Here is a 21,076-nt window from a genome sequence, read left to right as displayed (position 1 = left end):
GTGGATCAAGGGGGCAGACGGTTCTACGGGCAGATCGTTCCCGCTCCAGGCGTTCGTGCTCAGTTCTCTGTCAACGTCATCAGAATATCGGCATACCAGGCACAATTGAGCCCGAGTGCCTCATCCAGCACCAGGTCGCGGGTGCCCACATCCAGCCTCGCCGAGTGCACGCCGAGCAGCATCCAGGGCAGCACGTCGTTGGAGCGGGGCGGATCCGTGATGCGCATCACCACCGGCGCCCCGCTGGTGCCGCGGTGGGTGCGGGCGTCCGTGAGGAAATAGCCCTCTCCCTGGAAACGCAGCCCGAAGGACGACGCCACCGTCGCCTGGCGCACGACCGGCATGTGGTGCAGGGTGTCGTGAAACCCGAGCGGAAAGCCCACCACCACCAGGGACGTCCCCACCTCCACCTGATCGAACTCGCCGAGCAGGTGATTCGGGGTAAAGGCGTTGTAGATGACCGAATCGGGCAATGCGGTCCGGTCGATCTCGATGGCTGCCACATCGATCTCCCCGGACGCGTCGATGCCTTGGCGCCACATGCTTCTTCCATCCTTGTAGAGCAACATTGAGAACCCGGTGGAACGCGCCATGTTCTCCGCGTCGACGTGCAATTCGATCTCGATGCGATCCGGGGCATGGCCGCTGGGTTCGTCGTGCATCACGTGACGGCTGGTCACCAGAAACAGCCGCTCGTCGCGGGCGAAGAAAAAGCCGCTGGCGTTGGTGATCAGCTGCTGTCCGTTGAAGGTCGAGATACGGGCAGCGGTGAGGAGGATGGATTCGATCATGGAAGGCCGCCGTTCGGTCTGGGGTCGGGTTGTGCATCGATCGTCCCCTGGAGGGGCGATCGTCCCTCGCCACTCTACGCCGGATCATGCGGTCAGGACCACTGATGCGGCTGCCCCTGTGAACGGGTCGGGACTTCGCTTGTCGCGGGGCCTTTGCTCAAGGCTGGGTGACGCCAGCCTGTGGAGTAGGGGCGAGAAGCCGGGCGTGTTCTTTCCGCATGTCTTCCTTTGGCCGGGGGTCATCCCGACCTGTCCGCCGGCAGGCGCAGGGCGCCGCGGATCCGGTCGCGGTGGTCCGGGTCGAGCCCCGCCTCGTCGGCATACTCGGGCCAGCGTGCCACGATGCGCTGTATTTCGTTGAGGATCGCTTCGGCGCGGCCCCGTTTCAGGCCGGCCACCTCGGCGCAGGCGGTGAAGTCCGCCGGCACGAAACCGTCGCGCTTGCCGTTGAGGCTCATCTGGTGGGTGGAGGTCCAGCGCCCGCCGGGCTGGTAGCTGTAGGTCACGTCAAAGGCCGGCGAGAGGGACCAGCGCCCGGTCCGGTCCATCAGGAAGGCGATATTCTTCACGTGGTCGTCCTGGTTGCGGGCCACGATGTTGAACACCATGCGGCGAAACTGCTGCTCCACGTCGCGCATGGGCAGGCGCAATTGCCGGATGACCTGGAAGGCCTGTTCGTAGCTGTAGGCACCGGCCATGTTGTAGTCGAAATGCGCCAGTGCCCCGAAGGACTGCATGTGCAGCTTCTCGCCCCCGTCCAGCCGGTCGAAGCGCTTTGTCATGAAATGCCGGCGGCCGTTCTCCTCCAGCAGGCGGCATTCGTTCATGGTGATGCCGGCATCGCGCGCCATGAGGGAGTAGGCGTACTCGATCACGCCGTAGCCTTTGGGGTCTTCAAGCTCCTTGTCCTTGTTACCGCTCACGCCGTCGAACTTGAGCAGCCAGTAGCCGAACCCCTCGCCCGCGTCCACCTGCCCGGAGCGTACCTCGTTGGTTTCCGGGTTCCAGGCGATCACCGCCTTGGCCCGCGCGCCGCCGGCAGAGGTGCCCACCTGCAGGATCTGCTGCAGGGCGTCGCCGTTGTGCATCTCGTCGCCGAAACGGGTGGCCAGTTCGCTGCGGTGGGTGAGGATGTCCGAGGCCAGCGCCACCAGTTGATCCACCTGGATCTTCTGCGCCCCCCGCGCTTTCGGGCCTGTCACCGGCTCGAACTCCAACGCACCCATGCCACGCCTGCCGGTGTAGCAGAGACGTTCCACGGAATTGAAGGAATCGGGGGTTCTGCCCTGGGTGGCCAGCCAGGCGTCGATCAGGGCATTGCCGAACTTGTCGGGCAGCGAATCCGACAGCAGGCCGGGCAGACCGTGGAAGGTCTCCCGCGCCAGGGCGGGGAAGCGGTACACGCCCGGGGCGAGCGGCATGGTCAGCGGGGCGATCTCGATGCCGCTTCGGGCGAAGTCCGGGTCGTACTCGAAACTGGCCACCTCGGCGCCGTCTTCCAGGGCGATGGCGCCGATGGTGCTGCCCCAGAGTTTCACTTCGGCCACCGACGTCACGATTCGTCACCCCATGTCCATGCCTTGCCGCCGGTGCGTGTCCTGGGGGCGGAGGGGGGGCGGCGGCCGGATGCGCGCTGGCGGCCGCGGCCCGTGGTCTTTTCCTTGAGCAGTTCCATGGGCGTCGGCCCCGGCTCCGGCATGAGGTGATCCAGGGCGCTCATCAGGCCCAGCACCCGGAACAGCCGCACCAGGGTCACCAGCTGCACGGAGTGACCCGCTTCCGCCCGCTCCACCGTACGCTTGCCCACCCCGGCCTCATCGGCCAGTTGCGCCTGGGTGAGCCCGCGCCCGATACGCAGCCGGGCCAGCCGTTCGCCCAGCTCTGCCAGCACCGCGTCGTCTGTGAGCTTTTCGTCGAGTTTCATGGTCGCCATTTGTGACGAGATAATGCCTATATGATGCATTATATCGCCACATATTGCGAATTATTCTTGTCCGGATTTTCCTAGGGGTTTGGTTCTTTGCCGTGAGAGTTGCTCCCCTCAGTGTCTGCGTCCTGGGCGCTAAAGATGATGGATGTCCACTTTCTGCGACTTTCTGCGACCGCTGTCCGACCCCGGTCTCCGGTCTCCGGTCTCCCCAAGGCCCTTTCGTGAAACGATGGTGATGAGGTAGTATGCGCCACAGGACATTAAATATTTACCTGTTTGGTAAATTTTTGTAAAATCAGGAGACGCTTTTGGAGATCCTCTTCAAGGACAAGAGGATTCGGGACTTGTGTGAAAAGCGGGCCGTCGCTGAGAAGAAGCTCGGGGCGGTCTGCGCGCGAAAGCTTCGGGCAAGGCTCGCTGACCTCGAAGCCGCTGCCGCCGTCACGGACCTGGTTGCGGGCAATCCGCATCCGCTCAAGGGAGACAGGAAGGGGCAGTTCGCCCTGAATCTGGACGGAGGATCCCGGTTGGTGTTTCGCCCAGCCCACAATCCTTGCCCACAAAATATCGCCGGTGGCATCGATTGGTCACGGGTCACCATCATCTGTATCGAATTCATCGGAGACTATCATGACTGAGGCAAGCGCTCCCTTTGCGCCAGACTGGGTCTCCCCCCCTGGCGAGACCATCGTCGACCTCCTTGATGAGCGGGGCTGGACCCAATCCGAACTGTCCGCCCGTCTGGGCTACAGCCCAAAGCACGTCAACCAGCTCATCAAGGGCAAGGTCCCATTAAGTGAGGATGCCGCTATGCGCCTTGAGCGGGTGCTCGGTGGCAACGCTGGTTTCTGGCTCGCTCGGGAGGCCAAGTACCGGGAGCATTGCGCCCGCCTGGAGGCCGCACGGTCCCATGCCGGCTGGGTGGAGTGGCTGGAGGAGCTGCCGGTCAAGGAGATGATGTCGGCCGGGGCTATCCCGAAGCGCCGCGTCGATGCCAGGAACAAACCCGGCATTGTGGAAGCCTGTCTTCGCTTCTTCGGTGTAGCCACGCCGGAAGAGTGGCGCGATATCTATGCGGGAATGCATGTGTCATACCGGCGAAGCCGCACGGAACAAAGTGATGTCGGCGCCATCTCGGCCTGGCTGCGTATGGGGGAGGAGCAGGCGGCAGTCCTTGACGGCCCCCGTTACGACAAGTCCAGGTTCCAGAAGGCGCTCGTGAGTATCCGGGAGCTGACTTGCGAGCCCCCCGAGGTATTTGAGCCTCGCATGCGTACGCTGTTGCAGGAGGCCGGAGTGGCGTTCGTGCTCGTCCCGGCTATTCCGCGGGCCCATGTCAGTGGTGTGGCCCGCTGGCTGGCCCCGACCCGCCCACTGATCCAGCTATCCCTCTACGGCAAGACCAACGACAGGTTCTGGTTCACCTTCTTCCATGAAGCGGCGCACATCCTCCTGCACGCATCCACCAGGGAAGCAAAGAAGTCCGTATTTCTGGACGATCCCAACGACGGGCATGCGGACGATCCCGCCGAGCACGAGGCCAATGTATGGGCCGGGGATTGGCTGATCCCTCCTGAATACGCCCCTGATCTGCCCAGTTTGTCCAGTAGGGCGGCCATCAATGCGTTTGCCCGGAAGATCGGCGTTCATCCCGGCATCGTAGTGGGTCGGTTGCAGCATGATGGTCTCATGCCATATGCCACACAGTTGAACGCGTTGAAGGAAGGCCTCCGGTTCAAGGGGGCCGGGGATGAATGAGGGTGCGCCGCGCGCGACATAGCCGGCCCGGTGGGGCTGTTGCCATGCGAGACCTGACCCCGACCCCCGTACGGTCCCATGTGCAGGTGGCCAAAAGCCAAGGCCTGATTCCAAGGTCTTACACGCCTCATCCGATTGCCTTGATGCGGTCCCCAAACACCTTCGTGAATTGTTCAAGTGTATCGAGAAGCCACTTGTGTTGAACGGACCACGAACTGCGATCAGCAGGGTCAAAGTCCGATTGACGTCTGATTCCGCACTGTTTCTTTCCTGGATTTTCACGCCAATCCAGAGAACAACCCATATCTGCTTCGACTGCTTCGCGTTGCGCAAAAAGCGCCTGAAAGTGCGGCCCGGCATTGGGGCCTGAAAGCACTAGGTTAACCGTGATCTTCTTTTCTGAAGTATTTGTGAGCGCTGATAAGTGAAAATGGGATCTGCCAATCGCGAAACTCGTCCAATGCTGGGGCGAGGGTTTCTGTGAACGAAGAGTGGTCCGCTGCCCGGACACAAAATCACGGAACGCTGTCCAGTACTCTAGCTGCAATTGCTTTGTGTCACTCAGGTCATCGGTCTGAAGCTGTGCAGTCGCTCGGCCAACTGTATTGGTCCAGTCGTTTGGCTTAGAGGCGATATTGAATTTCGGGGCCAGGGGTGAATCGCCGATGCGCCATAACTCCACCTCGAGCCCAAAGAAATTGAATCGACCGTCTGTAATCTCGTTCAGCCAATCCAGCGCTGCCCGATGTTCGTCTGTGAATCGCTCGGCAATCCAGACGATCGTCACAGCGTTCAGCCCGGCTGCGTATGTCAGGAGCTGTCCGAGATGTGAGTGGTCGGTGCGCTCAAGTTGATTCTCAATCAAGACCCAGTTTTCTGTGAGGGTGTCCTTGCAGAGAATGTCGGCCCGGAATGGCCCGACATTCTTCTCCTGAGCTTCCACTTCCAGGTCGATGCCGATGGTCTCTCCCAGAAGGGTGATGTTCTGCTCCTGAGCCAGCCAGGGCGTGAAGTCACTACCCTCAGTCCTCCAGACTTCGCGAAGGTCGACTTTCTCCAAGCGTCCCAGTTCCGTAGCCATAATCATGCCTCCCAAGCATTTCCGAAGGTCAGACCTCGAGCAATCCTTCGACATCTCTCCAGCCCTCCTCCCTGATCCACATCTTCGTCTTGGGTCATGTTGAACCTCCCCCAGTTTAGCGGACACTTTTAATCGGAGACGAGCGTCTCCCCAAGGAGTGTCCCATGACCGTCAAACGCAAGCCCTATAAAACCTATCCCGAAGCCTTTAAGCTCGAAGCCCTGCGCTTGCTGGAGGAATCCGACAGGCCGGCCAGTGAAGTAGCCCGGCAGCTCGGCATCCGACGCAACCAGCTCTACAAATGGAAGGAACAGATGAGTCAGAAAGGCAAGGTGGCTTCAAGCAAACGGGGCCGGCCCAGGAAAGAAGGCCAGAGCGAGATGGCCACGCTTCGCCAGGAGAACAAGCGGCTCAAGGAGGAGAATGAAATCCTAAAAAAAGCCGCGGCGTACTTTGCTCGGGAGTCCAAGTGAAGTACGCCTTCATCCGGGAACACCGTCATCAACACACCTTCTCACGGCTGTGCGCGGTACTGGGGGTCTCCCGTAGCGGGTACCACGACTGGCTGGATCGGCCCGAGAGCCCGCGGACCCAGGAAAGCAAACGACTCACCGCGAAGATCGCCTACTATCATCAACGTTCCCGGCAAAACTACGGCTCGCCGAAGATCCACAAAGACCTGGTCGCCGAAGGCGCGGCCTGTGGTGTTAACCGGGTGGCTCGCCTGATGAAGGCGGCGGACATCAAGTCCCGGATGGCCCGCAAGTTCGTCATCACCACGGATTCGAAGAACACCCTGCAGCCCGCACCCGATCTGCTACAGCGACGATTTACCGTCGACCAGCCGGACACTGCCTGGGTTTCTGATACCACCTTCATCCCCACCCGCGAGGGCTGGCTCTACCTCGCCGTGCTCCTGGACCTCTTCTCCCGTCAGGTGATCGGCTGGGCCATGGGCAACCGCAACGATACCGAACTGGTGCAGCAGGCCCTGACTATGGCGCTGTGGTGAACCGCCCCGGGAATTGCGGAGGCTGGTTGGTTTAAGTCAAGCCGCCATTACGGCCTGACTGGCGAGTTGCCGATAGTAGTTTGCCTCAGCTTCCACCGGCGGAATATACCCCAAGGGCTCCATCAACCTCTGATGATTGAACCAGGACACCCATTCCAGCGTCGCCAGCTCCACCGACTCCCTGGACCTCCAGGGGCCGCGGCGATGGATCAGTTCCGCCTTGTACAGGCCGTTGATGGTCTCGGCCAAGGCATTGTCGTAGCTGTCGCCACGGCTGCCGACCGACGGCTCGATACCGGCTTCGGAAAGTCGCTCCGTGTAGCGAATGCTGACGTATTGCGACCCGCGGTCGGAGTGATGGATCAGGGCATCGTTATGCTCGGGCTGCCGAGCGTAGAGCGCCTGCTCCAGGGCATCGAGCACGAAGTCCGTGGTCATGGTGCAGCTGACGCGCCATCCCACGATGCGCCGTGCGAAGACGTCGACAACGAAGGCCACGTACAGCCATCCCTGCCAGGTCGAAACGTAGGTGAAGTCCGACACCCAGAGCTGGTTGGGGCGCTCGGCCTGGAACTGCCGATTAACCCGATCCAACGGACATGGCGCCGATCGGTCCGCCACGGTGGTGCGAACCGTCTTGCCACGGCGTGCCCCCTGCAAGCCCAGGCGGCGCATGAGCCGCTCCACGCTACAGCGCGCCACGGAAACACCTTCGCGGTTGAGTTGCTTCCAGACCTTGTCGGCGCCGTAGACCTGGAGGTTGGCCTCCCAGACACGCTCAATGTGTGGAACCAGCCGCTCATCGCGCTTGGCCCGGGCACTGCGCAGATCCGGATTGCGCCGCCGGGCCGCATGGCGCCGGTAGGCCGATGGGGCAACCTGCAACACTTTGCAGATCGGCTCGACCCCATAGGCGTCCCGGTGCTGATCGATGTAGGCGTTTACGACTTCAGTTTGCGGTCGAGCTCCGCCTGCGCGAAAAAAGCGCTGGCGGTACGCAGGATCTCATTGGCGCGCCGTAACTCCTTGTTCTCGCGCTCCAGGTCCTTGATGCGCTGCGTCTCGGCCGTGGTCATGCCTGGCCGCGCACCCGCATCAATCTCCGCTCGCCTGACCCACTCCAGCAGCGTCTGTGGCACGCAGCCGATCTTTGGGGCTATCGACTCCACAACCGCCCACAGCGACGGGTACTCCCCACGGTGCTCCTGGACCATCCGCACCGCCCGCTCACGGACCTCAGGTGAAAACTTGTTTGACTTGTTCATGGCTCCATTCTCTCAAGAGTTGGAGCCTCCGCGATACCCGGGGCGGTTCAGTGGCGTCGAAAAAAGGTCGACAACCTCATCGTCCACTCCGATCAGGGCAGCACCTATGCCTCGACGACGTACCGGCAGCAGTTACGCGAGAACGGCCTGCGCTGCAGCATGAGCCGCAAGGGCGAGTGCCTCGACAACGCGGTGGCCGAAAGCTTCTTCGGTTCCCTGAAGAACGAACTGGTGCACCACGAGGACTACAAGACCCGGGCAGAAGCCAAGCAAAGCCTCTTTGAGTACATCGAGGTGTTCTACAACCGGCAACGACGGCATGCTTCGTTACGCTACCTGGCGCCGGTAGAATACGAAGCACGATACGCGAGCAATTAAACCGTCCGTTTTATTGGGGGAAGCTCATGTGCTCCCGGGCGGAGAGGTTGTCAGTGAACGTAGGTTGGGGTGAGTTATGTGAACCCCAATACGCGTAAAGTGAATTTTCTGTTGGGGTTCGCGATGCTCACCCCAACCTACGCGCCCCCCTTCTTCCTCGGTCGTGACCCGGCGAACCGCTCCATCCTGGCGTTGAGGAGGTCGTTCGCGAAGCCCCTTACAAGCAGTGCCTCAAGGTCATTGATCATTCCAGGGTCGACCTCGTACGCGCTTACATAGGCCGCAAGGTCGTTCAACTTGAGCTGGGTTCTGAGAGGTTGGCGAGGTTTCTCATGTGCGGCAACGAACTTCCTCCCGGAGGTGGGGTGTCTTACTCGATAGACGGTCTGAGTGTCGCGGGCGCGATTGAACGCGCTCTTCATCTCTCGCCATAGAGACTGCTGTTTCGCCTTTCCCGCATAAATCGCCCGTCCACGGGTATCGTAGAAGATGTAGATCCCGTTGGCGTCGGCCAGAGCATTACGAAGTTGCTGGTAGGAAGGCTTCCCATCCACCGTTGTCGGAAAGAGTTCATACTTTACGCCAGCTCTTGATTCCGTCGCATCTAGAGGAAAGAACTCGACGATGGGGCGGATCATGCTCCGATGCGCCTTGGTTACCGCCGCATGGGAGGCCTTTTCTATGGCATTGGCCACTTGTCTTGGTGTCAATGCCTTCTTTCTGCGCTTCCAGTTGCCGATCTGGATGGCCGTCATGCCGAGCCGCGAGGCCAATTCCCTGTCTGTTGAAATGGAGAACTTCCTCTTCAGCTCTGAGATCAATGCGTCGGCCTTCATGGATCCTCCACGCTCTCTAGACAATCGTTGCACCAAGAATGGGACGGCCGGAGCTGTAGATCGCAGTGAACGGGGGTCATTGATGCCACCCCATCATCGTGCGCTGCGATCGCGTTCATTGGCCCGGATAAAGCGGGATAGATGATAGCTGGCGAGCCTCACGTCTTCCGGTGTCAGGCGGTTGGGCTCATTCTCGAGAAACTTCGGCAGGGCCTTCGGTTCAAGGACCCAGATGCTGCGTAGGCTGCCCGCGCTCTGCTCGATGAACCATCCGGGATAAACCACTACCGGAAAGACATTCAAAGGACGCCCGGTGCTTTCAACCAGCAGGCTTTTGAGCCAGGCTGCCTGCGCGCGAGCTTGAACGATGGGATTGCGGTCGGGTTCCCGGCCCATGATGGTGAGCTGGTTTCCATCGAACTTGATCAGCGGCTCGCCCCGAAGCGGCTTGCTCCTGGTCTTGGTTTCGACCGTGAAGATTCCGGCAGGACCGATCAGCACATGGTCTACGTTGAAGCCGCTGCCGATCAGATCATGGAAGACGTGGTATCCCTTCTCCCGTAACCTCTCCAGGAACTGTCCGACGGCTCGCTCCCCCTCGACGCCCTGCCTCAGGGCACGATACTGTGGAAGTAGTCGGAGTAGTCGCCATACAAAGAAAGCAATTAGCAGAAGGGCGACAGACGTGAAGAGAATTGGACGTGGGGGAAACCCCACGTAATAGCGCAGCCATTCCATGCCCGCGAACATGAGGAAGCACGAGGCAAGCAGTAACGGAGTCTCGAGCTTGTCTTCGTACAGCTTTCTTTGTTCCTCTTCAAGCGACTGCCCGGGTACGCGCAGAGGTTTGTCCGTAATAGGTGATTTTGTAGGTGTAGTCATCTTGACATCCCTTTTGGCATTCCACTGTCGGAGTCGCATTGTCCGCAGGTCGGTCTTGTTCGGCGCGTCCATGCGCCTCCCCCTTGGGGTTTGCGCGATGAATCGCTCCTGGCGATTCATTCAGGCCGATAACCGGAGCTCGATCCGCCGCCAGAGCGTCGGGCTGAAGCCCGACCTACACGTTGGCTGTTTCGTTGTCCGCACTCAGATCCCCCGGAATCTCCCGAAACTGCTCCAGCGCTGCCTCCAGATCCTCCACGATCTCCTGGGCGATGACCTCCGGGCGGGCAGGTTGTCGGAGTCGGAGAGGGATTCGTCCCGGAGCAAGAACATGCCTAGGCTGGTTGTCGCGCTAGGCGAGATCGCCTGGGACAGCCCTCCGTCCTCTTGCTCCTCCTATGCATCCCTTCATCTAAGTGGCTCCTTGCGGATCCCAGTTCTATTGCAACACCGCCTTAAGAACTCCAACTACCCGGAGCTCATTGACGGAATCGCCTTTGAGCACAATCGGTTGATAGCCCGCGTCGTATGAGTCGGGATGCAGGATGATCTGGTTGTGCTGCCATTCGGTGTCGGGGTCAGAATGCTTGCTGCTCTCATAACGCTTTATGGTGAAGGTCGCTCCGGTGTCGGGGTCCTGGATGTCGCGATGCTGTACCAGGACGGTTTTGCCCTGTCGGGTGCCTCCGTGCGGCGCTTCAAAAAGGCACCATGAGCCATGCGGCACGCGCCGGTTCATGGATTCCCCTATTACCTGCAGCACGAACATCCCGGGGGACGGGGAGATATAGCCCGGCAACTCAACCCACTGCCAGTCTGAGACGCTCTGATGTTCGCTGAAGTCGCCAGCGGCGGCATGGAAGTCGAAAAGCGGCACAGCGTTGACGAACGGCTGTACTTCGCCCTCAGGAACGATCCGAAAGGGGATGTTGGCCGCTTCCTGCTGCAAGTTGATCGGCGGCTGGTCAGGTCGTTTCAGCAGGTCCTTGAAGTACTCGTTGGTTTCCGCGTCGCAGCTCCAGATCAGACAGCCCTTCGTGCCCCGGCTCATGAGTGTGCGGTAAGTGTTCTTGATGATTGCCGTTGCCTTGGCGTCCGCCTCGATAGCGTTCTTCTTCCGCGCAGTCTTATATCCCTTGATGGAATAATCCATGCGGGATCGCTCCTTAGGCTGCGAAATCAGCCGACCGTTCCTTGCGACCAGGTCTGGTCCGACGATGACACCCACGTAGTCGAGTTCCAGACCCTGGCATGTGTGAATGCAGCCGATCTCATTGACGGAGTTCGGTTGCATGATCCAGAGGGGGCCATCCTTGTCCAGATTCCAGCGCATTGCGAAGCGGTGTTCCGGGAATTGGATATCGAGCCTTTTCGGATCCTTCTTGCTGATCCAGTCCCAGCAGTATCCCGCCACGAGGCGGGCTCGATTGGGTGACTTGTTCAGGGAGCGGATGCGGTCGTGCAACTCGGTGGGGGAGTCGACGACCTCCACCGCATAGCCCAGGTCGTTGAGATCCGGGTTGGCTGTGTCACGGATTTGCAGCACCTGATCCAGCCATGCGAGATAACCGTCTGAACCATTGCAGCGGAACTGCGAGCGGAGCACCGCCCGATGTACGGTGGCGTCCTCGGAGCGGGCCCAGTGCTCGATCTCCTGTCGTGAGCCGATGTCTTTCCAGGTAACCCTTTGATCCTCGTCGAGGAAGAAGATGCTTGTCTTTGATGACCGGATGATCTCCATGACCTGGTTTATTCCGAGGTTCTGAAACATCCCAGAACGCTCATTGAGCCGGTGTGCCTCGTCGACGATCAGTACGTCAAGGGAATTGGCTGGTGCGTCGTGGTAGGCACCTGAACCCTTGAAGAGGTTGCCGATGTGGCTGCGCCGAAAATGTCCTGTGAGTTTGGTCTCATAGACAGCCCGCGGCGCGGCGTTCCTGGTGACGTAATGGGCAATTAGCCCTCTTTGGATCAGTTCCACGAGCAAATTGATCGCCACGACGGATTTCCCTGTTCCGGGTCCCCCTTCCACGATCAGGACCTGCTTTCGTCCTGACTGGCCGATTGCGGCGACTTCCAGCGCGCTCTCATATACCAGCTTCTGGTCGTCGATCATCAGGAACTCTCGAGCCCCCTTGAGCAGGGAAGCCAGATGATCCGCAAGGGACTTCGAAGGTCGGATCCGCCCGTTCTCGATGGTGTAGATGATGCGGTTGTGGTCGCCTTTTCTAACATGATGACGGATGAAGCTTCGCAATCTCTCCGCGTCCTTCTTCAGGAAGGCCGGGGCGCGCTCGAGGTGGTCTTGGTAGAAGTCCGAATTCACTGCATCCGAGACGCAGTTATGAAGATATGCGCAGGCTTTCAGGTTGATACGATGGACCTCTACCGCCTCGTTGAAGTCATTCAAGAGTGCCGCGTAGGTCCAGGCCTGATAGGAGGGGTGTGGCACCTCCCTTCGGCTGCCTCCGAGGAAGGTCCTTACGATTCCGTCCTTTTGGGTTTCCTCAACGGTCTCCCACTGCTTGAGTTCCACGATGAGGGCCGTGTCCTGACCCTCGGTGGTCTGCCCGGTCAGTATGAAGTCGATTCGCTTTCCTGTTTGCGGAATGACGTACTCGATGGCCACCCCCGCATCGTCCGGCACGTCCCGGACGTCGAGAATATTCTTCATGAACTGCATGGAGTTTCGCCATGCGGCGAGTTCTGCTGGAGATACGCCGCCCAGGCCGCGAGCCCGCATGTTGGCCAGTATGCGATCGTCGATCTCGTTGCGCAGAACGTCCCGGATGAACTGGTCCTTGTTGGCGGTATAGATCAGCATGGAATCACTCCCGGCCGCACGAGGAGAAATCCGGAGGTGAAGGAAGATTTAGATGTCTCAGGGGAGGCGAGGCCTTTGGTGTAGCGCTCGGCCTGGATCTCGACGCCGCTCAGAGTCGTGCCTGCCCTCTTGGCCTCGATGACCCCGGCGGCCTGGCCGTCGATGTAGAGCAGGTAATCGGCGAAGCCGTGGCCGGGCAGCGGGAACTCGCGGATGGCCACGCCCCGGGCGGCGTGGATGCTGGCCTGGTCGGCGTCCTGCACGGCCCAGCCGGCAGCGGTGAGCAGCCGGTCGATCTCCCTGCGTGCGTCTTGTTCCGGTTGTGGTGTCATTTCTGTCCCGGCGCCCTGATCTCCCTTCGGTGAGAAAGGTATCACAGATCGGCGGGATGGCCGGAGGGGCGGGGAGACGGGCGGGGAAGCGTACCCTGGCGGTCGGCTGGTTGCTCTTGTACTGCTCCGGGGGCGCCTTAACCGGCCTTCCGGTGCTCGGGCAGAATCATGTTCTCGGCCTGGAGTTCGCGGAAGAGTTGCTCGATCTCGGCGTTCACTCGGGCTTGATCCTGATCCGGGACCATCTGCCGCAGCGTGGTGATTGCCTCCGCCAGCGTGGTGGGATCCTTCAGCAGGTACCAGACGCCGGCCGCGAGCGGGTCGAGCAAGCGCGTTGCCCCGGTGGCGGGATCAACGAGCAGGAGGCTCCACTTGATCCGGTGGATCTCCAGCGCCGGATTGCGGCGGAACGGGAGGTCGCGGGGCAGGGGTGTCGGCGCCTGCGCCACGGGTTGGATGTTGTCTCTGCTCATGGCTTTCACATCGGCTCGGCTTGCATGGGTCGCCGCAGGATGTGTTCAGCATGAGCCTGTCCGATGAACCGGAACTGAACGGGGGGTGAGACATGCAGGCTGATCGGGTGGACACCGCCCGATGCGGTCACCTGTGGTCAATGCGCTTGATGCTGTTCTTCTCCGGGACGAAACCGCCTTCGGGATTCGCGCGCCCGTTTCCTTCGCCAATCAGGCGCTATGCTCCCTTGCCTCACGCCTCACGCCTCACGCCTCACGCCTCACGCCTCACGCCTCACGCCTCACGCCTCACGCCCGGCCAGCGCCAGGAGGCCGCGCAGGAGTTCCAGCGGGGCGGGCGGGCAGCCGGGGATGCGCAGGTCCACGGGGATGACGTTTTCCACCGCGCCGCAGCTCGCGTAGGACTCGCCGAAGATGCCGCCGGTGCAGGCGCAGTCTCCGGCGGCGATCACCCGCTTGGGGGAGGGCGTGGCGCGCCAGGCACGGCGCAGGGCGGTCTCCATGTGACGGGACACGGGGCCGGTGACCAGCAGGACGTCGGCGTGGCGCGGCGAGGCCACGAAGTGCACGCCGAAGCGCTCCAGGTCGTAGTAGGGATTGCCCAGCGCGTGGATCTCCAGTTCACAGCCGTTGCAGGAACCGGCATCCACCTGGCGGATGGCCAGGCTGCCGCGAAAGCGGGCCTCCAGGGTTCGGCGCAGCTCGATCCCGGCCGCTTCGAGGGCGGCATCGTCGGTCGATGGCGCGGGTTCCGTGAGCGTGCCGGTGCGGGTGATCTGGCGGAGTATGCGCAGCATGGGGCCTCCCTCAGAGATCGTGGCCCGAGTAGGAGCCGTTGACCGATTTGTTGCACACCGGGAAGTCCGGGACGATGTTGCCGTGGATGAGCCGTTCCAGCGCCGGCCACTGGAACCAGCTCGGATCGCGCGGGAAGTACCGGGCGATGCGTCCGTCCGCACCGAAGCGCAGGTAGCAGAGGATGTCGCCGCGCCAGCCTTCCACGAGGCCGAGGCCGTCGGCCCCGGCGGGCGGTTCCGGCAGCGCGGCGGACACTTCTCCGTCCGGCAGGGTGTCGAGCAGGCGGTCCATCAGGTCGAGGCTGATGCGCACCTCCTGCATGCGGACCTGCACCCGGGCGGCGATGTCTCCCTGGTCCAGCGCGGGCACGTTCACGTCCAGCCGGTCGTACGGGGGATACGGGTGGTCCCGGCGCAGGTCGAGATCCTGTCCGCTGGCCTTGCCCACGAATCCGGTGCAGCCGAGCATGCGGGCATCACTTTGGCTGAGGATGCCGGCGGAGAGCAGCCGGTCGTCCAGCGACGGGTGGTCCCCGACGATGTCGAAGACGGGCGCCAGCGCCTCGCGCAGGGTGCGGTGATCCCCGCTCAGGGTGGACACGGCCCCGGCGGGGAGGTCGCGCGCGATGCCGCCCGGTGTCACCGTGTCCATCAGCAGCCGGTGTCCGAACAGCGCCCGGTTGCGGCGCTGCCACTGCTCGCGCAGGCCGCTGCACTGCATGTGCGGGAAACTGAAGCCGACGTCGTTGCAGATGGCGCCGATGTCGCCCAGGTGATTGGCGATGCGCTCGCGCTCGGCGAGCAGGGCGCGCAGATGCAGGGCGCGCGGCGGCACGGCGCAGTGCGCCGCCCGCTCCATGGCCTGGCAGGCGGCCCAGGCGTGGCCCACCGTGGTGTCCCCGGAGACGCGACCCGCAAGCCGTGCCAGATCCTCCGGTGCGCGGCCCACGGCGATCTTCTCGATGCCCTTGTGCAGGTAGCCCAGCCGTTCCTCCAGGCGCAGGATCTCCTCGCCCACCGCCTGGAAGCGGAAGTGGCCGGGCTCAATGATGCCGGCGTGAATGGGGCCCACCGGGATCTCGTACACGGCGCCGCCCTGGACCCGGACGAAGGGATACCCGGTATCGGCCGGGGCGCGTTTCGGGTTCCGTCCGGCCACGGGGAAATCCGTGCGCAGGGGGTGCTCGTCCTCGCCCCAGGCCTGGTGGCGGGTCCAGCGGTGATCCTGGGGGTGGCCATGGAAGCCCACGCCGATCAGATCCCGGAGATGACGTTCCAGCCGGTTGGCGCCCTGGTAGTAGCGCGTGTGGGAGGCGAGGGATGCGTCCTCGAGCGCGGTTTCGGTCTCCAGCACCACGAAGCCCTCGGGGGCCTGCAGGCAGGCGCGCACCACGCAGGTTTCGGGGAAGGGATCACCCCAGACCCCGGCCCAGCGCCAGCCGAGGGCGGCGGCGACCTCGGCGGCCGTGCCCCAGTCCGAAGGCGGGAGCGTCACCCGCCGCACCCGCGGCCCCAGCGTCTGCACGGGTTCGAGCCGGGGCGCCGCGCCCCTGTCCGCCAGGCGCGCGAGGTATCCGGACAGCCAGTCGAGACGGCTCATAGCAACTGAACCCCCGTGATCAGTTCCGTGGCCCGGTCCAGCCAGACGGCCAGGAATCCGGGGATCGACAGCCCCAGCCACAGCACCAGCGCGAGGTGCAGCATCACCGGCAGCATGTTGGCCTGAACCGGTTTCTGCCCCTCGGGCGCGACTCCGTAGACCATGGGGTGCACGTGACGGAACAGGCCCGCGAAGGCCACCACCAGGCCGGTGAGCAGCGCCACCGTCAGCCAGGGCCGGGACTGCATGGTGGCGGTGAGCAGCAGGAACTCGCTGGTGAACACGCCGAACGGCGGGAAGCCGGCGATGGCCGCCACGCCGATCAGCAGCGACCAGCCCACCGCCGGCTGGGTGCGGATCAGGCCGCGGATGTGGTCGATGTTCTGGGTGCCGGCGATGTGCGCGGCGTGGCCCACGGTGACGAAGATGGCCGACTTGGTGAGCGAGTGCACCAGCATGTGCAACAGGGCGCCGAAGGTGGCCAGCGGACCGCCCAGGCCGAAGGCGAAGGTGATCAGCCCCATGTGCTCGATGGACGAGTAGCTGAACATGCGCTTGATGTCGCGCTGGCGGTGCAGAAACAGGGCGGCCACCATGAACGAGAGCATGCCGAAGCCCATGAGCAGGTAACCGGCCATGTGCGGCGTGGCGGTGTCCGCCAGCGAGCCGTCCACCAGCATCTTGACGCGGATCACGGCGTACAGGGCCACGTTCAGCAGCAGCCCGGAGAGTACCGCGGACATGGGCGTGGGGCCCTCGGAGTGTGCATCCGGCAGCCATTGGTGCAGCGGCACGAGCCCCACCTTGGTGCCGTAGCCCACCAGGATGAAGACGAAGGCGAGGCCCATGACGCCCGGCTCGAGCGCCCCGGCATGGGCATACAGGACGCTCCAGGTCAGTCCCGCGTGCGGATCGGGCAGGACATGCTGCGCGGCAAAGTAGGTGAGTACGGTGCCGAACAGCGCCAGTGCAAGGCCCACGCCGCAGAGGATGAAGTATTTCCAGGCCGCCTCCACCGCTTCCGGCGTGCGATACAGGGACACCAGCAGCACGGTGCTCAGGGTGGCGCCCTCCACGGCGACCCACAGGATGCCCAGGTTGTCCGTGGTGAGCGCCAGCAGCATGGTGAACATGAACATCTGGTACATGGCGTGATACACGCGCATGCCGCGCTCGCCGGTGCGGCCGGTATCGCAGACATGGCGCATGTAGGGCCGCGAGAAGATCGACGTGGTCAGGCCGACGAAGGCGGTGAGCGTTACCAGGTAGACGTTGAAGGCGTCCACGTGGAAGCCGTTGCCGGCGATCTCTCCGCCGGTCGCCACCGACCAGGCAAGCCAGGCGGAAGCCGCGAAGCTCAGCGTGGAGACGGCCACGTTGACCCAGCCGGCCACCGCCAGCGCACGCAGCAGGGCCAGGATCGCAGCGCCGGCGAGCGGGATGAACACGGTCAGCAGCAGCGCGGTCACCGTAGTTCCTCCTCCGCCTCGGTCTCTGCTTCCGTCAACCGGTTGAGACGGTCCACGTCCAGAGAATCGATGCTCTCTCGGATGTGCAGGAAGAACACGCCGAACAGCACCATGGCCACCAGCACGTCGAAGGCCACGCCCAGTTCCACCACCAGGGGCATGCCGCCGGTGGCCGACACGGCGGCCAGGAACAGCCCGTTCTCCATGGCCATGAAGCCGAGCACCTGCAGGACGGCCTGGGGCCGGGTCGCCATCATCAGCAGCCCGATGAGCACGCACGCCAGGCTGATGGCGACGATGTTGCGGGTGAAGGTCAGCTCCTGCTGCACCAGCGGCAGGACCAGCCAGTAGCTGAAGATCACCAGCGCAACGGCCGCCATGATCACCAGCGCCGGGCGGCGCAGGGATTCCACGTGGCGCTCCAGTTCCAGGCGGCGCGCCAGGCGGTGCAGCATCCACGGGATCAGCAGCGCCTTGAGCGAGAGGGTCAGCAGGGCGGAGTAATAGAGGTGGGGGCGCTGGTCGGCGAAGGCCACCACGGCGGTCACCAACGCCACCAGCGCGCCCTGCCAGGCGAACACGTGAATGGCGGACACCAGCCGCGACTGTTCCAGCAGCACGAACGAGCTGAACAGGATCAGGGCCGCGAGCACCAGCACCAGCTGCTGCAGCAGTGGAAGATCGGACAGGATCATGTGCCGACCTCCAGGATCACGTGGCTGAGCAGGCCGAGCAGGCCGAGCAGCAGGGCAAGGTTCAGGAAGGCGGGCACCCGGAACAGGCGCATCTTGGCCAGCACCGTCTCGGCGACCGCCAGCAGCGCCGCCAGCGCGAGCAGTTTCAGCAGCACCGCTCCCAGTCCGGCCAGCAGCGCCTCGGGGGCGAAGTCCTGCGCAATGCCCCAGGGCAGGAACACGTTGACGATCAGCACGCCGTAGAGCATCAGCTTGATCTGGGCGGCCCATTCCATGAGCGCCAGATGCCGGCCCGAATACTCCAGGATCATGGCCTCGTGAATCATGGTCAGTTCCAGGTGGGTGGCCGGATTGTCCACGGGGATGCGGCCGGTCTCGGCAACGGCCACGAGCATCAGGGCGCCCAGGGCGAACAGGAACGACGGGCGCAGCACCAGCCCGGCGGCCAGTTGCGAATCGATGATGCTGGAGAGGTTGGTGCTGTGGGCGGTCATGGCCAGGGTGAACACCGCCAGCAGCATGGCCGGTTCCGCCAGCGCGGAGACGAGCATCTCCCGGGAGGCGCCCATGCCGCCGAACGCAGTGCCCGTGTCCATCCCGGCCAGGGCGAGGAAGAACCGGGCCATGGCCAGCAGCCCCACCAGCACGATGAGGTCGGCGAGCATCGCGGTGGGCAGTTGGACCGCGAGCAGGGGTACGCTGGCCGCCGCCAGCCAGGTGGCGGAGAAGACCACGTAGGGCGCCGCCCGGAAAAGAGGGGAGGCGGTATGCGCGACCCGGGCCTCCTTGCCCATCAGCTTGTAGAGGTCCCGGTAGGGCTGCAGCACGGAGGCGCCGCGCCGGTTCTGAAGCAGCGCCTTCATCCTGCGGATGCAGCCCACCAGCAGCGGCGCCAGCAGCGCGTACAGCATCGCCTGCAGGACAGCGAGCGCCCAGGGCGATGCGGTCATGAGATGAGCCACAGGAGCACCAGCAGGGTCATCAAGGTCCAGCCCAGGTAGATGCGCACGCTGCCCGACTGCAGGCGCACCACGCGCCGCGCGGCCGACTCCACCGTCCGGGCCACCGGGGCGTAGAGGAGATCCCAGAGCCGGTCGCGGACCTCCAGCCGGTGGCGCAGCGAGCCGTCTTCCCGCACCCCGACGGATTCATCGACGTGAAACAGCAGGCCGAACACCCGGCGTACGGGTTGGGAGAAGGCGGCGGCCGTGTACTGCATGCGGGCACTCGGCGGCGCGAAGCCGCAGTCCCAGGGATCGCCGGGCCGCACGCGGCGTACGGCGCCGCGGCCCCACACCCAGATCGCCACGGCGGCCATGACGGCCAGCAGAGCCGCCACCAGCGGCGCGTTGTAGCTGGCGGTCTCGGCGCCGACGGGTGTCAGCCATAGCCAGCCCTGGGCGGTGGCCTCGGGGATGCCCGCGCCGAGGAGTTGCAACGGAATCGTCTGCAGGGTCGCCACCACCATGGTGGGCATCAGGCCGAAGGCCAGGCACAGCGCGGCGAGCATCCCCTGGGCGGCGCGCATGCCGAGAGGCGGTCGGCGGGCGCGGCGCACGTGGCGGCTGCGGGCCTGACCGAGGAAGGCCACGCCGTAGACCTTCACGAACAGGGCCGCGCCCAGCGCCGCGGTGAGCGCCAGCGTGGCCGCCGCGACGGGCACGAGGCTGCGCAGCACGCCGCTCTCCAGCTGCCAGGCCTGAAGCGCGGACTGGAAGGTGAGCCACTCGGAGACGAAGCCGTTGAACAGCGGCAGCGCCGCGATGGACATGCAGCCGACCAGGAAGAACAGGCCGGTCCATGGCATGCGGCGCAGCAGGCCGCCCATCTGTTCCAGGTTGCGTTCGTGTGCACTGTGCAGGATCGCGCCGGCGCCGAGAAACAGCAGCCCCTTGAACAGCGCGTGGTTGATGGTGTGATACAGCGCCGCGATCAGCGCCAGGACGCCCAGGGTCGTGTGCCCCGTGGACAGGTACAGGATGGACAGGCCCAGGGCGATGAAGATGATGCCGATGTTCTCCACCGAGGAGTAGGCCAGCAGGCGCTTGAGGTCCTGCTGCATGAGGGCATAGAGCACGCCCATGAGCGCGGTCACGCTGCCTGCCATCAGCACCGCCACGCCCCATTGCCAGTGGAATTCGCCCACCAGGTCGAAGACGAAACGGATGAAGCCGTACACGGCCACCTTGAGCATGACGCCGGACATGAGCGCCGAGATGTGGGAGGGCGCCGCCGGATGCGCCTCCGGCAGCCAGGCGTGCAGGGGCACGAGGCCCGCCTTCATGCCGAAGCCGATGAAGGCCAGGACGAAGGCGATGCTGGCCCAGCCGAAGGAGAGTTCCGCCCCGCGCATGGCGTCGAATCCGAAGCCTCCGCCAAAGGACGCCAGCACGCCGTAGCCCAGCAGGATGGCGAGGGCGCCCACGTGGGCCATCAGCAGGTACAGGAACGCGGCGCGCCGGTTGGCGGCATGATCGTGGTGGAAGGCCACGAGAAAGTACGACGCCAGTGACATCACCTCCCACGACACCATGAACATGAAGGCGTCGTCGGCGAGCACCACCAGCAGCATCCCCGCCAGGAAGAGCCCGCCGAATCCGCCCAGGGCGGGGAGGGACTCGCGCCCCTGCTCCAGGCCGCGCACGTACCCGGGACCGTAGAGGCCCACGGCGAAGGTCACCACGCCGATCACCACCAGCAGGAAACCGGACAGGGCATCCAGCCGTATCTGCCAGGGCAGCCACGGCAGGCCCAGCGGGAGCACGGCCGTGAGCGTGTCGCCCTGCCACAGGGCCGTCAGGCCGGCCGCCGCCGCCGCGAGCCCGGCCACCCCGAAGACCGGCATGGCGGCGAGGCGCAGCAGGCGGGGTTCCCGCACCGTGAAACAGGCGATCAGCGCCGACAGCAGGGCGAGTCCCACGGCGGACAGGGCAAGCAGGAGGGTACCGGCCAC

Annotated in this window: 19 protein-coding genes, 2 pseudogenes and 1 other annotated feature; of the genes and pseudogenes, 5 read left to right on the top strand and 16 right to left on the bottom strand. The window is 63.8% G+C overall.

Annotation, left to right across the window (positions count from 1 at the left end):
- Positions 1 to 59: 59 nt before the first annotated feature.
- From THITHI_RS0107885 to THITHI_RS0107875, 3 genes are all read right to left on the bottom strand, one after another.
- On the bottom strand, positions 60 to 791 hold the full coding sequence (locus tag THITHI_RS0107885; protein WP_018232537.1) for a S1 family peptidase: 732 nt from the start codon (positions 789 to 791) through the stop codon (positions 60 to 62).
- 239 nt (positions 792 to 1,030) lie between these two features.
- A complete protein-coding gene (locus THITHI_RS0107880; RefSeq protein WP_018232536.1) occupies positions 1,031 to 2,347 on the bottom strand; it encodes a type II toxin-antitoxin system HipA family toxin in 1,317 nt (438 codons plus the stop codon).
- A complete protein-coding gene (locus THITHI_RS0107875) occupies positions 2,344 to 2,715 on the bottom strand; it encodes a helix-turn-helix transcriptional regulator (protein ID WP_026186167.1) in 372 nt (123 codons plus the stop codon). Before THITHI_RS0107875 ends, THITHI_RS0107880 begins: the two co-directional genes overlap by 4 nt.
- Positions 2,716 to 3,029: 314 nt before the next feature.
- Between THITHI_RS0107875 and THITHI_RS0107870 the strand changes: the two genes are divergently transcribed.
- Both THITHI_RS0107870 and THITHI_RS0107865 read left to right on the top strand, forming a co-directional pair.
- Positions 3,030 to 3,359: a type II toxin-antitoxin system RelE/ParE family toxin gene (locus THITHI_RS0107870; protein ID WP_018232534.1), complete on the top strand. Its 330-nt coding sequence runs from the start codon at positions 3,030 to 3,032 to the stop codon at positions 3,357 to 3,359.
- On the top strand, positions 3,352 to 4,479 hold the full coding sequence (locus THITHI_RS0107865) for a helix-turn-helix domain-containing protein (protein WP_018232533.1): 1,128 nt from the start codon (positions 3,352 to 3,354) through the stop codon (positions 4,477 to 4,479). Before THITHI_RS0107870 ends, THITHI_RS0107865 begins: the two co-directional genes overlap by 8 nt.
- 127 nt (positions 4,480 to 4,606) lie before the next feature.
- Here THITHI_RS0107865 and THITHI_RS0107860 read toward each other — a convergent pair whose 3' ends face one another.
- Positions 4,607 to 5,560, bottom strand: coding sequence for a DUF4268 domain-containing protein (locus THITHI_RS0107860; protein ID WP_198005586.1), 954 nt, complete (start codon positions 5,558 to 5,560; stop codon positions 4,607 to 4,609).
- Positions 5,561 to 5,724: 164 nt separating this feature from the next.
- Between THITHI_RS0107860 and THITHI_RS0107855 the strand changes: the two genes are divergently transcribed.
- Positions 5,725 to 6,033 (top strand): transposase, encoded by a 309-nt coding sequence (locus THITHI_RS0107855; protein WP_018231894.1) that lies wholly within the window; start codon positions 5,725 to 5,727, stop codon positions 6,031 to 6,033.
- Positions 6,030 to 6,569, top strand: a pseudogene (locus THITHI_RS18650) (IS3 family transposase); the annotation flags it as partial. The gene THITHI_RS0107855 and the pseudogene THITHI_RS18650, both read left to right, overlap by 4 nt.
- 39 nt (positions 6,570 to 6,608) lie before the next feature.
- Here the strand turns inward: THITHI_RS18650 and THITHI_RS0107845 are convergent.
- A protein-coding gene (locus THITHI_RS0107845) for an IS3 family transposase (protein ID WP_156820441.1) occupies positions 6,609 to 7,837 on the bottom strand; the annotation gives its coding sequence in 2 pieces (ribosomal slippage) (positions 6,609 to 7,558 and positions 7,558 to 7,837; 1,230 coding nt in all).
- Positions 7,443 to 7,559, bottom strand: a sequence feature (AL1L pseudoknot). (Overlaps the previous gene by 117 nt.)
- Positions 7,838 to 7,894: 57 nt before the next feature.
- On the opposite strand from THITHI_RS0107845, the pseudogene THITHI_RS20775 reads away from it, so the two are divergent.
- A pseudogene (locus THITHI_RS20775) lies at positions 7,895 to 8,215 on the top strand (IS3 family transposase); the annotation flags it as partial.
- 137 nt (positions 8,216 to 8,352) lie between these two features.
- Here the strand turns inward: THITHI_RS20775 and THITHI_RS0107830 are convergent.
- From THITHI_RS0107830 to hyfB, 11 genes are all read right to left on the bottom strand, one after another.
- Positions 8,353 to 9,051: a GIY-YIG nuclease family protein gene (locus tag THITHI_RS0107830; RefSeq protein ID WP_018232529.1), complete on the bottom strand. Its 699-nt coding sequence runs from the start codon at positions 9,049 to 9,051 to the stop codon at positions 8,353 to 8,355.
- A gap of 93 nt (positions 9,052 to 9,144) precedes the next feature.
- A complete protein-coding gene (locus THITHI_RS0107825) occupies positions 9,145 to 10,005 on the bottom strand; it encodes a nuclease-related domain-containing protein (protein ID WP_018232528.1) in 861 nt (286 codons plus the stop codon).
- A 367-nt stretch (positions 10,006 to 10,372) separates the two neighbouring features.
- Positions 10,373 to 12,757, bottom strand: a complete 2,385-nt coding sequence (locus THITHI_RS0107815) for a DNA/RNA helicase domain-containing protein (protein ID WP_018232527.1) — start codon at positions 12,755 to 12,757, stop codon at positions 10,373 to 10,375.
- Complete coding sequence (locus THITHI_RS0107810; RefSeq protein ID WP_026186164.1) at positions 12,751 to 13,089, bottom strand: type I restriction modification system, restriction subunit; 339 nt, start codon at positions 13,087 to 13,089, stop codon at positions 12,751 to 12,753. The genes THITHI_RS0107815 and THITHI_RS0107810 overlap by 7 nt, the downstream gene beginning before the upstream one ends.
- Positions 13,090 to 13,226: 137 nt before the next feature.
- Positions 13,227 to 13,562 (bottom strand): PqqD family protein, encoded by a 336-nt coding sequence (locus THITHI_RS18645; RefSeq protein ID WP_018232526.1) that lies wholly within the window; start codon positions 13,560 to 13,562, stop codon positions 13,227 to 13,229.
- A 281-nt stretch (positions 13,563 to 13,843) separates the two neighbouring features.
- Positions 13,844 to 14,359, bottom strand: a complete 516-nt coding sequence (locus THITHI_RS0107800) for an NADH-quinone oxidoreductase subunit B family protein (RefSeq protein ID WP_018232525.1) — start codon at positions 14,357 to 14,359, stop codon at positions 13,844 to 13,846.
- Positions 14,360 to 14,369: 10 nt separating this feature from the next.
- Complete coding sequence (locus tag THITHI_RS0107795) at positions 14,370 to 15,959, bottom strand: hydrogenase large subunit (protein ID WP_018232524.1); 1,590 nt, start codon at positions 15,957 to 15,959, stop codon at positions 14,370 to 14,372.
- On the bottom strand, positions 15,956 to 17,428 hold the full coding sequence (locus THITHI_RS0107790) for a hydrogenase 4 subunit F (RefSeq protein ID WP_018232523.1): 1,473 nt from the start codon (positions 17,426 to 17,428) through the stop codon (positions 15,956 to 15,958). Before THITHI_RS0107790 ends, THITHI_RS0107795 begins: the two co-directional genes overlap by 4 nt.
- Entirely contained in the window at positions 17,425 to 18,123 is a 699-nt protein-coding gene (locus THITHI_RS0107785; RefSeq protein ID WP_018232522.1) for a formate hydrogenlyase, read from the bottom strand. The genes THITHI_RS0107790 and THITHI_RS0107785 overlap by 4 nt, the downstream gene beginning before the upstream one ends.
- On the bottom strand, positions 18,120 to 19,073 hold the full coding sequence (locus THITHI_RS0107780) for a respiratory chain complex I subunit 1 family protein (protein WP_018232521.1): 954 nt from the start codon (positions 19,071 to 19,073) through the stop codon (positions 18,120 to 18,122). Before THITHI_RS0107780 ends, THITHI_RS0107785 begins: the two co-directional genes overlap by 4 nt.
- A complete protein-coding gene (gene hyfB / locus THITHI_RS0107775; RefSeq protein ID WP_018232520.1) occupies positions 19,070 to 21,076 on the bottom strand; it encodes a hydrogenase 4 subunit B in 2,007 nt (668 codons plus the stop codon). The genes THITHI_RS0107780 and hyfB overlap by 4 nt, the downstream gene beginning before the upstream one ends.

The sequence above is a fragment of the Thioalkalivibrio thiocyanodenitrificans ARhD 1 genome, assembly GCF_000378965.1.
Taxonomy (GTDB): Bacteria; Pseudomonadota; Gammaproteobacteria; order Ectothiorhodospirales; family Ectothiorhodospiraceae; genus Thioalkalivibrio_A; species Thioalkalivibrio_A thiocyanodenitrificans.
This window is presented reverse-complemented; position numbering and strand designations above follow the sequence as displayed.